At 65.0% G+C, this 12,583-nt stretch carries 11 protein-coding genes; 7 read left to right on the top strand and 4 right to left on the bottom strand.

Annotation, left to right across the window (positions count from 1 at the left end; all coding sequences use genetic code 11):
* Positions 1-26: 26 nt before the first annotated feature.
* Entirely contained in the window at positions 27-488 is a 462-nt protein-coding gene (locus tag G6N68_RS02280; RefSeq protein ID WP_163707308.1) for a nuclear transport factor 2 family protein, read from the bottom strand.
* Between the two features lie 309 nt (positions 489-797).
* Between G6N68_RS02280 and G6N68_RS02275 the strand changes: the two genes are divergently transcribed.
* Positions 798-2,021 (top strand): IS1380 family transposase, encoded by a 1,224-nt coding sequence (locus tag G6N68_RS02275; protein WP_163707306.1) that lies wholly within the window; start codon positions 798-800, stop codon positions 2,019-2,021.
* Positions 2,022-2,458: 437 nt separating this feature from the next.
* Here the strand turns inward: G6N68_RS02275 and G6N68_RS02270 are convergent, their stop codons facing one another.
* Positions 2,459-3,829, bottom strand: a complete 1,371-nt coding sequence (locus G6N68_RS02270) for an adenylate/guanylate cyclase domain-containing protein (RefSeq protein WP_163707303.1) — start codon at positions 3,827-3,829, stop codon at positions 2,459-2,461.
* Between the two features lie 159 nt (positions 3,830-3,988).
* On the opposite strand from G6N68_RS02270, the gene G6N68_RS02265 reads away from it, so the two are divergent.
* Genes G6N68_RS02265 through G6N68_RS02255 form a run of 3 tightly spaced genes read left to right on the top strand, consistent with a single transcriptional unit; the run spans position 3,989 to position 6,528 of the window.
* Entirely contained in the window at positions 3,989-4,963 is a 975-nt protein-coding gene (locus G6N68_RS02265; protein WP_163707300.1) for a YihY/virulence factor BrkB family protein, read from the top strand.
* Between the two features lie 34 nt (positions 4,964-4,997).
* On the top strand, positions 4,998-5,930 hold the full coding sequence (locus tag G6N68_RS02260; RefSeq protein ID WP_163718046.1) for an LLM class F420-dependent oxidoreductase: 933 nt from the start codon (positions 4,998-5,000) through the stop codon (positions 5,928-5,930).
* A gap of 10 nt (positions 5,931-5,940) precedes the next feature.
* Complete coding sequence (locus G6N68_RS02255; protein WP_240355335.1) at positions 5,941-6,528, top strand: ERG2 family protein; 588 nt, start codon at positions 5,941-5,943, stop codon at positions 6,526-6,528.
* 13 nt (positions 6,529-6,541) lie between these two features.
* Here the strand turns inward: G6N68_RS02255 and G6N68_RS02250 are convergent, their stop codons facing one another.
* Positions 6,542-7,333 (bottom strand): adenylate/guanylate cyclase domain-containing protein, encoded by a 792-nt coding sequence (locus G6N68_RS02250; protein ID WP_163707295.1) that lies wholly within the window; start codon positions 7,331-7,333, stop codon positions 6,542-6,544.
* Between the two features lie 18 nt (positions 7,334-7,351).
* Between G6N68_RS02250 and G6N68_RS02245 the strand changes: the two genes are divergently transcribed.
* Both G6N68_RS02245 and G6N68_RS02240 read left to right on the top strand, forming a co-directional pair.
* Positions 7,352-7,537, top strand: coding sequence for a hypothetical protein (locus G6N68_RS02245; protein WP_163707292.1), 186 nt, complete (start codon positions 7,352-7,354; stop codon positions 7,535-7,537).
* Positions 7,538-7,780: 243 nt separating this feature from the next.
* Entirely contained in the window at positions 7,781-8,050 is a 270-nt protein-coding gene (locus tag G6N68_RS02240; protein WP_163707289.1) for a DUF4242 domain-containing protein, read from the top strand.
* A gap of 3 nt (positions 8,051-8,053) precedes the next feature.
* Here the strand turns inward: G6N68_RS02240 and G6N68_RS02235 are convergent, their stop codons facing one another.
* On the bottom strand, positions 8,054-10,990 hold the full coding sequence (locus G6N68_RS02235) for a helix-turn-helix transcriptional regulator (RefSeq protein WP_163707286.1): 2,937 nt from the start codon (positions 10,988-10,990) through the stop codon (positions 8,054-8,056).
* Between the two features lie 124 nt (positions 10,991-11,114).
* Here G6N68_RS02235 and G6N68_RS02230 point away from each other — a divergent pair, with 124 nt between their 5' ends.
* Positions 11,115-12,488 carry an FAD-binding oxidoreductase gene (locus G6N68_RS02230; protein WP_240355334.1) on the top strand — a complete coding sequence of 458 codons (1,374 nt, stop codon included), beginning with the start codon at positions 11,115-11,117 and terminating at the stop codon, positions 12,486-12,488.
* The last annotated feature ends 95 nt before the right edge of the window (positions 12,489-12,583 follow it).

The raw sequence follows: 12,583 nt of genomic DNA, 5'->3' as shown, positions 1-12,583 counted from the left end.
CTAAGCAACCAGCGCGTCGCCAGACCTCAGCGAGCGCCGACGAAGTCGCGGAAGTCCGGCGGTACCTCCGAGATGTCGACCTTCTTGATGAAGTCAGGTGTCGCCACGGCGTTGTAGGTTTCCTCGCCGAGAATGAAGCCGTCTGCATCGAACGGCCAGACGACCAGCATGCGCAGCGTGACCAGGTAGAACCCCTCCTGATCGTCAACCGGAAAGCCCCGCCGCGCCGCGTCGGTGCCGTGGTAGATCGAACGGATAAAGCCTTCGGTGACAATGGTGTCGTCATCGACGACGATCCGGTCCATCTCCATCTCGAGGCACCACAGGCCGCCTTCGACGATCGTCGTTTCGTAGAAGTCCCGGACCGCTTGCCGTCCGACCGGGCTCAGATCCGGGGGTGCTCCCCAGGCGGTGTAGCGCGGGTCGGGGCTCAGCGTCGACATCACGAGATCAAGGTCCCGAGTCCGCTCACCGATGGTGTGGTCCAACAGTCGCCTGAGCCCGGATTTTTCGTGAAACGTTGTGAGTTTCGGGGTGTAGATATGCGAAAGTGCCTGTCCTGCAAGGAATAATTGGACTTCTCTACGGGTTCAGTCGTTCCAGCGGGAAGGCACCTCGCAGGTGAAGAATATCGCGGTCGGGTCGCGGGTGAAAGTTTCCGCCGACGGTTATGGTGTCGTGTCGCATGCCGGGATGGCCATGGTGCGTGAGCTCGCGGACCGCAGCGGGTTATCGGCGCAGGTCACCGCCGCGTTGGCAGATACCTACCGGGGCCCGTGGGTGTATGCGCCCGGGAGGTGTTCGCTGATCTGGCTGCCGCGGTCGCCGATGGGGCGGACTGCATCGACGCGGTCGGACAACTGTGCGGCGACCGTGAGCATGTCCTGGGTGCCAAAGCCTCCACGACCACGATGTGGCGGCTAATCGATGAGCGCATCGATGCTTCGCACCTACCGCGGGTGCGTGCCGCCCGGGCTGCGGCCCGCGCAGCGGCCTGGGCCGCCGGCGCCGCCCCCGCACCGGGTGGCTGGTTGCACATCGACATCGACGCCACCCTGGTCCTCGATCATTCCGATAACAAGGAGAAGGCAGGGGCGACCTGGAAAAAGACCTACGGTCACCACCCGCTGCTGGCCTTCGTGGACCGCCCCGAGATCGCCGGCGGGGAAGCGCTGGCCGGCCTACTGCGCCCCGGTGGCGCGGGCTCCAACACCGCAGCTGACCACGTCAGTGTCCTAGCGCAGGCACTGGCCGGCCTGCCGGCGCGATGGCGGCCGGACCCCGATCATCGCGACGACCCCGACAAGCCGGCGGTGCTGGTGCGCTGCGACACCGCCGGGGCCACCCACGACTTCGCCGACGCCTGCCGCGCCGCGCGGGGTTCTCCTTCGGCTACCCGTGGATTGGCGGGTGCAGGACGCTGTGGACACTCTCAACATCGGGCAGTGCTGGTATCCGGCGATCGACACCGACGGTGGTATCCGCGAGGGCGCCTGGGTCGCCGAGGCCACCAACCTGGTCAACCTGTCATCGTGGCGGCGGGGACCCGGCTGATCCTGCGCAAGGAAAGGCCCCATCCGGGTGCGCAGTTGCGGTTCACCGACGCCGACGGGATGCGGGTCACCGCGTTCATCACCGACACACCGCCCGGTGTGGTCGCCGGCCAGGTGGCAGGTCTGGAACTACGCCACCGCCAACACGCCCGCGTCGAAGACCGCATCCGCGAACTCAAAGCCACCGGCCTGCGCAACCTGCCGTGTCAGGCATTCGACGCCAACGCCGCCTGGCTGGAAATCGTCTTGGCCGCAGCCGATCTGGTCACCTGGTGCCAGCTCATCGGATTCACCGGCCACCCCGGCCTGACCCGTGCCGAGATCGCTACCTTCCGCTACCGAGTCCTGCACGTCGCAGCCCGCATCACCCGCGGCGCCCGCCGAACCCGACTACGCATCGACGCCACCTGGCGATGGGCCGCAGCCATCGCCACCGCATGGCAACACATCCGCACCGCCTTCGGTTGACCGACAACCCAGCTGACCAACCGAGCACGAAAGACCACCGGCCCTGGGAAAGCCCGCCAACCCGGCGACACGGGACAACCCCAACACGCCCTAAACCACACAAACCCCAGACACCACGCACCCCATCGCCAAGTCCGACCGAAATCACCCTCGACGAAAAATCGAGGTGAGCATGAGCAGATGCCGTGGATTGGTTGTCTTTGCGATCCGCTCTTCGATGAGGCGGGACGTCTTGGTCGGGTCGATGATGGCGGTCATCTAGTTCCTTCCCTTGCAAAGCAGCTGATATCGAACACCCTTCGGAGCCAACGGAATTCGCGATTCAGCAAAAGCAGCCGTCGTATCCGCCGCACGGCGTCACAGCACCTGACGGACCTGTCGGATCAGCGGACACTCACGCAGCATGACATGGCGCGCAACGGGGGTCGAGTGTCTGTTTATTGTCCTTCGGCGCGCCGGTCGCCGTCGCACACGGCAAGGACGGGCCAGGTTTCGGGAACGCCCTTCAGGCGGTGGTGGCCGCGGTCGGCGAACGCGATGCGGGAGCCGAGCACCAGCGGCGGGATCACGCCCGAGACGAGCACCTCGCCAGGTACCGCGAGCGCCATGATGCGCGCGGCGATATGCACGGCGATCCCGTGCACGTCGGTGTCGGCCATCTCCACTTCGCCGGTGTGTAGCCCGGCGCGGATGGTTAGGCCGAGTTCTTCCACTGCGTCGCGGATCGCCTGCGCACAGTTGATCGCGCGTACGGGTCCGTCGAAGGTCGCGAGTGCGCCGTCACCGGTGAATTTGACGACGTTTCCGCGCGCGGCGACCACCTGCCGCTCGACAATCCGGTTGTGGACGGCGAGTTTTGCGGTCCAGGCGTCGTCGCCCAACCGGGAGGCCAGTTCGGTGGAGCCGACGATGTCGGTGAACAACACCGTGGAGAGCACACGGTTCGACAGTGTCGCGCTACGACCGCCGGTGAGGAACGATTCGATCTCGTCGAGCACGCGGTCGGCATCGCCGGTGAACCACACGTTTTCGTCGCCGTCGAGCTCCACGAGCCGCGCGGTCGGGATGCGCTCGGCGAGATCCTGCACGTGCTCGCGACGCACATGATGATCGCCACGCCGCCGCAGCAGCAGCGTCGGCGCTTGGATGCTTTCGACTACGGGACGAATATCAGTGTGCAGGAATAGATTCAAGATCTCTTTGAAGTAGCCGGGGCCGCCGGAAAGGCGTTCGCCGCGCGCCCACCAGCGCCGCTTTGCGCTGTCATTCGACCAGCTCGGCGCCAGGACGTCGACCACCCCACCAGCACCCACAGTCTGCTCGAACACCTCGATGTAGCGCGCCAGCGTCGGCTCCGGCATCCCGAACGGGTGGTCGGGGGCGCGAACGTAACACGCAAAGGGGCTGAAGAGGATGAGCGAATTGACGCGGTGCGGGTGAGTCGCGGTGAGCACCATGGCGGGGAGCCCGGACTCCGACATTGCGAACACCGATGCCCGCTCGCTTCCGGCGGCGTCGAGCACCGCAATGAGGCCGTCCGTCCAGGACTGCATCGCGGGACGGTCGGCGATCGCCACCGCGTCGGAGCTTCCGACGCCGAGCAGGTCGGTCAGGATCAACCGACTGAACGACGCCAGCCTGTGCAGATGTCCGGCGACGACGGGTTCGTCCCACAGCAGGTCGATCGGAAACGTCGCGGTCAGGACGAAAAGGACGTCGGGCCGCCCGTCTCCGCCATCACCGACGACCTGGTAGGCCACGTGATTTTCGCCGTCCCGCGCATACCGCGTTTCGGGAGTCGCCACCATGTGATGAGCATTTCATGATCAGGTTTGTTGCGGGTCATGCGCCGCTGTTCCGAGTGCACGACCCGAACTTCACCCGCGGTTGAGCCGCCACGAATGGGGGTATGACCTGGGCAACCCTTCGGAGGGGCGACAGCTTCGGTGTGAATGAAGTGAGCGGCGATGGTCGGCTGGCTGGACAGGCTGCAACAACGCAATCGCGCCGTGGGACTGACCGTGGCCGTCATCTACAAATACCTCGATGACCAGGGCGGCTACCTCGCCGCGCTGATCACCTACTACGCGTTCGTCTCGCTGTTCCCGCTGCTGTTGCTGTTGACCACCGGCCCGGGAGTGCTGCTCGCCGGCCGTCCTGACCTGCAGGCACAAGTCATGCACGGCACGTTGAGCCAGTTCCCGGTCATCGGTAGCCAACTGCAGCAACCCGAAGGCCTCAGCGGCGGTACCGTGGCCGTCGTCGTCGGAGTCCTGGGCGCGCTGTACGGCGGTCTCGGCGTCGGGCAGGCGGTGCAGAACGCGATGGACTCGGTGTGGGCGGTGCCGCGGAACAAGCGCCGTGATCCGCTCCGGTCACGCACGCGCAGCCTGCTGCTGCTGTTGGTGCTCGGTTCGGCGGCCATCGCGTCGACTCTCATTTCCGGCATCGCCCACGCGACCGGGTCGCTCGGCGTGTTCGGCAGGATCGGCGTCGCTTTCGTGGCGGTGGCGATCAATGCGGTGATCTGCTTGGTCGCGTTCCGCCTCACGACGGCCCGCGAACTCAGCTATCGCCAGGTGTTGCCCGGAGCGATCGCGGCGGCATTCATCTGGCAGATGCTGCAATGGTTCGGCGCCGGCTACGTGGGGCATGTGGTGAAGTCCGCGAGCGCGACCAACAGCGTCTTCGCGCTGGTCCTCGGATTACTGGCTTTCCTGTTTCTGATCTCGTCCACGCTGGTGCTCTGCGCCGAGATCAACGTCGTGGTGGTGGAGCGCCTCTATCCGCGTGCGTTGCTCACCCCGTTCACCGACGACGTGGACCTGACGACTGCTGACCGCAAGACGTACACCAAGAAGGCCAAAGCGGAACGCGTCAAAGGTTTCCAGCGCGTCAGCGTCAAGTTCGACGACCCGAACCGCAAGCCCACCGGCGTGTAATGATCTTGTAGTGCACGCAAATACAGAAGGACCCATCGAGTTTCGTGTTTTTGTCGAGCCGCAACAAGGTGCCACCTACGCTGAGCAGCTCGCCGTCGCTCAGACTGCGGAGCGACTAGGCTTTGGCGCCTTCTTTCGGTCGGATCACTACTTGGCGATGAGCGGCGACGGACTACCCGGGCCGACTGATTCGTGGGTGACACTGGGCGCCATAGCGCGCGAGACGTCGAGCATTCGGCTGGGCACGCTGGTGACCTCCGCAACCTTCCGTCACCCCGGACCGCTGGCCATCACGGTGGCGCAAGTCGATGAAATGAGCGGTGGCCGGGTCGAATTCGGCTTGGGTAGCGGCTGGTTCGAAGCCGAACACCGGGCCTATGGGATTCCGTTTCCCTCGGTGCGGGAGCGCTTCGACCGGCTCAGCGAACAGCTGGCGATTGTCACCGGGTTGTGGACGACCCCGTCGGGCGAGACGTTCGACTACAGCGGCGAGCACTACACGCTCACCGGCTCACCCGCCCTACCCAAGCCGGTGCAATCGCCACATCCGCCGATCGTGATCGGCGGCACCGGCGCCAAACGCACGCCCGAACTGGCCGCGAAGTACGCAGCCGAATTCAACGTCCCCTTCGTGCCGAAGGACGTCGCCGAGAAGCAGTTCCGGCGGGTGGCCGACGCGGTCGAGGCCGCAGGCAGACCCGCGGACTCGATGGTCTACTCGGCCGCCTTCGTGCTCTGCGCAGGTCGCGACGAAGCCGAGGTGGCGCGGCGCGCCGGGGTGATCGGTCGCGAGGTCGACGAGATGCGTTCCAACAGCCCGCTGGTGGGTACACCTGCCGAGATCCTCGAGAAGCTCGGCCCGTGGCGGGAATTGGGTGTGCAACGGATCTATGTCCAGACGCTCGACCTCTCCGATCTGGAACATCTCGAGCTGTTGGCCGAAGAGGTGCTGTCACAACTGCGCTAACGTCCCCTGCGTGGCCTACAAGTTCGATCCGGAAACACTGGCGAGCATTTGCGGTGAGGTCCTCGACGCCCCGTTGGAGACGGGCGAACGCTTTGACGCGCTGATCGAGAAACTCTCCGCGACGTACCCGGACCTCATCGAGAACCGGCGCCGGCGTTGGATTGCCACGAAAGCCGGTGGGATTCTTGGGAAAATCTCGTTCCTCTACATGGGTCTGTCCGAGTATCTCCTGATCTTCGGATCTCCCGCGGCCACGGACGGATACACCGGCCGATACAACTTCGTTGACGTGTACAAGGTGGTCCTCGCCGGGCGGTACCTCACCTACGACCTGGAGACCGACCAGATCGCTCCCACCATCTACGAGCCCGGCGATCTGAGTTGGATGAAGCGGGGTCATGCCCGCGGCTTACAGATCGAGGCAGGTTCCTGGCACTTGGAATACGGCCGAGGCATCACGATCACGGCCATTCCGTTCGGGACGCTCGACACGATCATGTCATTGGCTTTTCGCCCGCTCCTGATGGCCACCGGTGAGTTCGCCGCGTTGATCCGCGGCAACCTGCGCCGACGTCGCGCGAGGCGGGGACTGCGTTGATACGCCACGCGGCTCAGGCCTGAGCGCCGCCCAGAAAGGCCTTCAGCGGTTGCGCATGTCCGCGCAGATTCAGCGCGCGCCGCGGGCTCCCGGCCAGGAGCTCGTCGGCGACTCCGGCGGCGACGAGCAGTTCCCCGCCGGCGGCGTGTTGCTGCATCCGCGCCGCAACGTTGACCGGGTCACCGAGGGCGGTGAAGTCGACCACGCCATGGCCGACGTTCCCGACGTAAGCGATCCCAGCGTTGACGGCGACACCCACCTCGATCCACGGCTCTTTGCCGCTGCCGTACCCGACGGCCCTGAGCAACTCCCGGCCCGCTTCGACCGCGCGGCGCCGGTAGTCGGGCCCACTGATGCCTTTGACGAAAAACGCCATCACCTCGTCGCCGATCAGCTTGTCGATCACGGCGTCGTGGCGCAGCAGCGCCTGCGTGGCGGCACGGTAGAAGCGGTTCAGTAGGTCTGCGAAATCGCTTGCCTCACAGCCCTGTCCGAGCGATGTGGACCCCCGGACGTCGGCGAAGAGCACCGCAATGTCGACCTCGGCCCCGCCGGGCGGAAGGGCATCGCAACATCGACTGCACAGGTTCGGGTTCTTGCGTGACGGACGGAACCCGGCAACAGCGAAAACACGCCCGGCCGGGCCGCCGAAGGGATTGCTGCAAACCTTGCATCGCGGTGCAGAGGGCAGGTAGCGAAACACGTGGCGCGCCTTGACCAAGCTGGCGTGACCGTCCGTCAGCACCGTGTCCCAGAGGGACGGGACCGCCGGAACGATGGGAGGTTCGATGTCGGCGATAACCATGCAGACATCGTTGACCGGATGGGGGCGCCACCGCATGGGGCATCCGCCTCAACAACCGCATCTTCGGCGGCGGACATCACGGGAACGCTGTTGAGCCTGTCCGCCGGTGTCGAGCCGATGACCGAGGTGATGCCGCTCGATCAGGCATCGGCCACCTACGAACGGATGATGGCGGGCGAGTCACGTCTGCGCGAATTGTGCTGACAAACAATTGAAATCGCCATCTATGCGAGTGGCACCCGGGGCACCGCCGCGAACGACCCTCGGGCTAACGCGCCGGCGAGGGTCGCAGCTTGCTGCATCGTCGAACTTCATTGCAACGGATGAAAATTGCTCACATCCCCATCCTGGCTTGTAGCGCGATGATTAATTAGTTCCATTGAACTATCACGCGGTACTTGTTACCTGTAACTTGACGGGAAGGAGCGCGATAACTAGGAGTCCGACGTGCCGATATTCATGATCGAGCGCAACTACGCAGAGGTGCTGGAACCCAGCTTAGAAGCTGTGGACGGTATCAATCGCATCAATGCGGAGGAGAACGTTCGCTGGCTGTACTCGTTTCTGTCGGCGGACAAGCGAAAGACGTACTGCCTCTACGAGGCACCCTCGCCGGAGGCCATCAGCACCGCTGCCGCGCGTGCCGGCCTTCCCGCCGATGCCATCGTCCAGGTAACCGACCGCATCATGCCGGACGGCGCATTCTCCGATATCTGAGTCTCAGCCGAGCAATTCGTGCTCGGTGGCGTACATGGCCGCTTGCGTGCGGTTCGCGGCACCGGTCTTGGTGAGGATGCTGCGCACATGGTTGGCGGCGGTGTTGGTGCTGATGTAGAGGCGCTCGCCGATCGCGCGATTACTCAGCCCCTCGGCCAATAGCTTCAGGACTTCAATCTCCCGTTCGCTCAAGTTATCGAGGCCCTTTGGCGCCCCTGGGCGGGCGGTGAGCAATGGATCCACCAAATCCAGGACGCGGGATTGGCCGATCGGCGCGGCGATCGCGCGAGCTTGGTCGGCAAGGCTCCGCGCCTCGTCGGCGCGACCTACAGACGCCCAAAAGAGCGCGTGCCGGGCCAGCGTTTCGGCGACATGAACCGTCGCGCCCATCCGCCGGTCCATCTCCAGCGCCGCGGCGAAGAGACGCTCGGCGGCGTCGTTTTGTCCGGCAAGTGCCGCGATCCGGGCGAGATATCGGTCGGCACTACCGAACAGTGCAACGAACTGTCCCGCCGCCAGATTCCTGCCGGCAAAGCGCGCCATGAACGGGCGCAGCACGTGCACCGCCTCCCGATTCCCCAGTTCCAGGGCCGCTTCCAGCATGAAAACCAGCTCCATCGGCCACTGCGCCTGATCGGTGTAATCATTGAGATTGCGGTTCATGAGGTGATTGAGTGCGCGGGTCATGCCACGCTCGCAGCCGAGCTCGGTATACAGCGCGAGCAACCCCGGCACCCATCGTCCGGCGAAAGTCTCGCTGCCGTCGACGAACCCAGCGAATCGCTTCAGGTCCCCGGTTTCTCGGCGAATGATGAACATTTGAGCCCCGTACGAGCCTTCGGTCTCGTCTGCGGCGAATTGTTTGCCCGTGCGTAACGCGATGTCCACCCACTGTTCGGCGCCCTCGAAGTCGCCCCGCAAGTACGTCAGTGCCTGCTTGCCACACGCGTTGATGAAGCTGAAGAAGGGCTGCTCGCACGCTTGCACCGCGCGCTGCAATTCGGCCGACGCGGCGGCCAGGTCGTCCGGCCGACCGACCACATAGGTGACCACCGCGCGGAAGTGCGACACCGAGCCAAGGGTGTCGTAGTCGCGAATCGATTGCGCCCCACGCATGAGCTCGGCCGTCCGCTCCAGTTGGATGTCACACAACTCCGGGCTCAGGCTCTGCCACAGGCTGGCGTGCAGAGCATGCACGAGGACCGCCGGATCAGCGATGTCTCGTGCGAGTTGGATGGCGCGACTACCTATTTCGCGAGCACGCACCACCTCGCCGGCAAACGGCAACGCCCGTCCGAAACTGGCGAGTGCCACCACATATCGGGAGTCGCTGATGTCCAAGCCACACGCCTCCAGCGCCGACGCCAGCAGATCGGCTGCTTTCGAACCCGCCAGCCCGGGACGCCAACAAGCGTTCTCATACCCTACGGCCGCCTCTAGCCGGATGAGTGGATCGTCCATTGCGCTGAGCCGCTCGTAGATTTCGCGGGCACGCGCGAAATCGCCTGCGCGAACGTGGTTTTTGGCTGCTCCGAAATTCAGTCGGGCCCGGTCCGTGGGACTCAGTTCGGGAAGCGACGCTGCGCGCTCGTACCATTTCGCCGCGTCCTCGTAAGCCAGGCTCTGCTCCGCTAGTCGAGCCGCTTTCTGTGAAAAGTGATATGCCTGATCGTGGTAGCCCAGCACGTGCGCAAGCAGGTAGTGGTTGGCCACGCGGGGGACAATCGCGGGGTCGGCGCGACCCTGCAGCGCTTCGGCGGCCCGAGCGTGCATGATCCGTTGCCGCGAGGCCACCATCCCGTCGAGCACAGTCTCGCGGGTCAGCGCGTGCACAAACGCGAACTCACCATCGGATCCCGGGACTGCCCGGATCAGCCCCACGGCTTCGGCCGAATCGATCGCGGCCAGCGTCGCCGCAAGATCGGCCTCGCTGGTGGCGATCAAGGCCGCCAGATCAAATCCTTCACCCAATACCGCCGCCTGTTCGATGACGTTGCGGACGCTGGCCCCGAGGCCGCGGACCCGCCGTGCGATCACATCACCGATCGACGCCGGAACGGTCCGCTGTGAACTCAGCGTGCCTAACCCATCCCACCCGCCGCGCATTGCCAGGTGATTGCAAAGTTCGGTCAGAAAGAATGGATTGCCGCCGGTTCGATCCCGCAGCAACGCCGCGGCCGTGCGCGCCGACGGCACGCCCAGTTGCTGAACCTGGCCGACATACTCGGCGATCGCCTCGGTGTCCAGACCCCCGAGATCGATACGCCGAACACCGTCGAAGCGGTGCAGATCGGCCATCCGCGTGGCGAGCTCTTCGGAGCGGTCCGGTTCGGTAGTGCGGAAGGTGGACACCACCAGCATGCGCACATCGGCGCAGCCGATGAGCACGTGCTCGAGCATCGCCAGGGTCGGGACTTGCGCCCAATGCATATCTTCGAGGACCAACGCGATGGGGCGATCGATTGCCAGCCGCCGCAGAAAGCCCGTCACCGCGTCGAAGAGGGCACGCCGCGGCGCATCGACGTCGTCGGCGGGTTCTAGCGGGGCGGGGTCGGGCAGGTGCCGATCCACCTGGGTTGTCAGCCGCCGCAGTTGTGGTCCCGCATCCGCCAACGCTTCCGCCAGCGAACCCGGCGCGTTCGCGAGCAGCAGGCGGTCCAGCGCCTCTGCGAACGGTGCGTAAGGCATGTTGGCATCGGCCGTCGAACTGCCGACGAGCACCGCGACCTCGTGGTCGAACAAACGCCCGGCCACCTCCGCGGACAGGCGTGTCTTACCCGCTCCGGGCTCACCGCCGACGAACACCGCCTGGCGCTTGCCCTGTTCCACTCGATCCCAGGCCTGCTCGAACGCTGCGAGCTCGGCGGCGCGCCCAACGAGGGGGCCACCGCGGCGGGCAGCAAGCTCGGCAGGAAGTGGCGGCGGTACCCACTGCACCATGACCCACAAGGTAGCCGTCGCTCGGCCAGCTGGTCGATAGTCAGATCTGACTATCGCCGAGGGCGGCGAAAGATGCCTAGTTGTGGTCATGACTGGCGACTACCTAGCGCCATAGCGTCGAGGCATGATGACCAACATGGCGATAGATGAGGTGCGGGGCCGGCTCAGCGGAGACGTGATCCTGCCCGATGACCCGGGTTACGACGAAGCCCGGGCTCTGCACAACGCAATGATCGACAAGCGGCCCGCGGTGATCGCGCGTTGCAGCTCCGCCGAAGATGTCGCGAACGCTTTGGAATTCGCACGGAACGCGAACCTCGCGGTGGCCGTGCGCGGAGGTGGCCACAACGGCCCCGGTTTCGGATCGGTCGAGGGCGGCATCGTCATCGATCTGTCGCCGATGAACCGAATTGAGGTGGACCCGGACCGACGTGTTGCCCGCGTCCAAGGCGGTGCGACATGGGGCCAGGTGGACGCCGCCACCCACGCATACGGTCTGGCAACACCCAGCGGGATCATTTCCAGCACCGGTGTCGGTGGCCTCACCCTGGGGGGTGGTCACGGGTACCTGTCCCGCAAGCACGGCCTGACCATCGACAACCTCTTGGAGGCCAGGGTCGTGTTGGCCGACGGCCGCGAGGTGACCGCGTCCGAGTCCGAACATGCCGACCTGTTCTGGGCGTTACGCGGCGGCGGCGGCAACTTCGGTGTGGTCACCTCGTTTACGTTCCGCCTGCATCCCATGCAGAACGTGATCTGTGGCCCCACGGCGTGGCCGATTTCGGCTACCACCGACATACTCAGCTGGTACCGGGATTTCCTCCCGGCACAAGACGAAGATCTGTACGGGTTCTTCGCAACCATGACCGTGCCGCCGGGGCCGCCCTTCCCCGAGGCTTTCCACCTGCACAAGGCGTGCGCGGTGGTCTGGTGCTACACGGGTGATCCCGCACGAGCCGACGAAGCGTTCACACCGGTACGGCAGATGGAGCCGGCCTGGAACGGTATTCATGCGGCCCCTTATCCCGCGCTACAAAGTGTCTTTGACACGCTGTATCCCAAAGGGCTGCAATGGTATTGGCGCGGCGACTTCTTCCGGACCATTGCCGACGACGCGGTGGACGCGCACGCGCGCTTCAGCGAAGAACTGCCGAGCATGCACTCCACGATGCATCTGTATCCGATCGACGGCGCGGTTCACCGGGTCGGGCAGACCGACACCGCGTTCGCCCACCGAGACGTCAACTTCTCCCAGGTCATCGCGGGTGTCGACCCGGACCCGGCCAACGCGGCGACGCTGAAGCGCTGGTCTGGGGATTACTGGAACGCGACCCACCCGTATTCGGCCGGCGCTTCCTACGTCAACTTCATGATGGACGAAGGGCAGGAGCGAGTCCGAGCCAGCTACGGCCCCAACTACGACCGACTCAGCCAAATCAAAGCGGAATACGACCCGCACAACGTATTCCACATCAACCAGAACATTCGGCCGGCTTAGTCAGCTAGTCGGCGTAGTCAAACCCCGAGGCGGTTCACGCCGGAGGGGCCCAACACCCAAATTTCCAAAGCTCACCAGATCGACGGCGGTCTGGC

The sequence above is a fragment of the Mycobacterium bourgelatii genome (genome assembly GCF_010723575.1).
In the GTDB taxonomy this organism is placed as follows: Bacteria; Actinomycetota; Actinomycetes; order Mycobacteriales; family Mycobacteriaceae; genus Mycobacterium; species Mycobacterium bourgelatii.
Note: the sequence above shows the minus strand (reverse complement) of the source record. Positions and strands in the feature narration are given on the sequence as shown.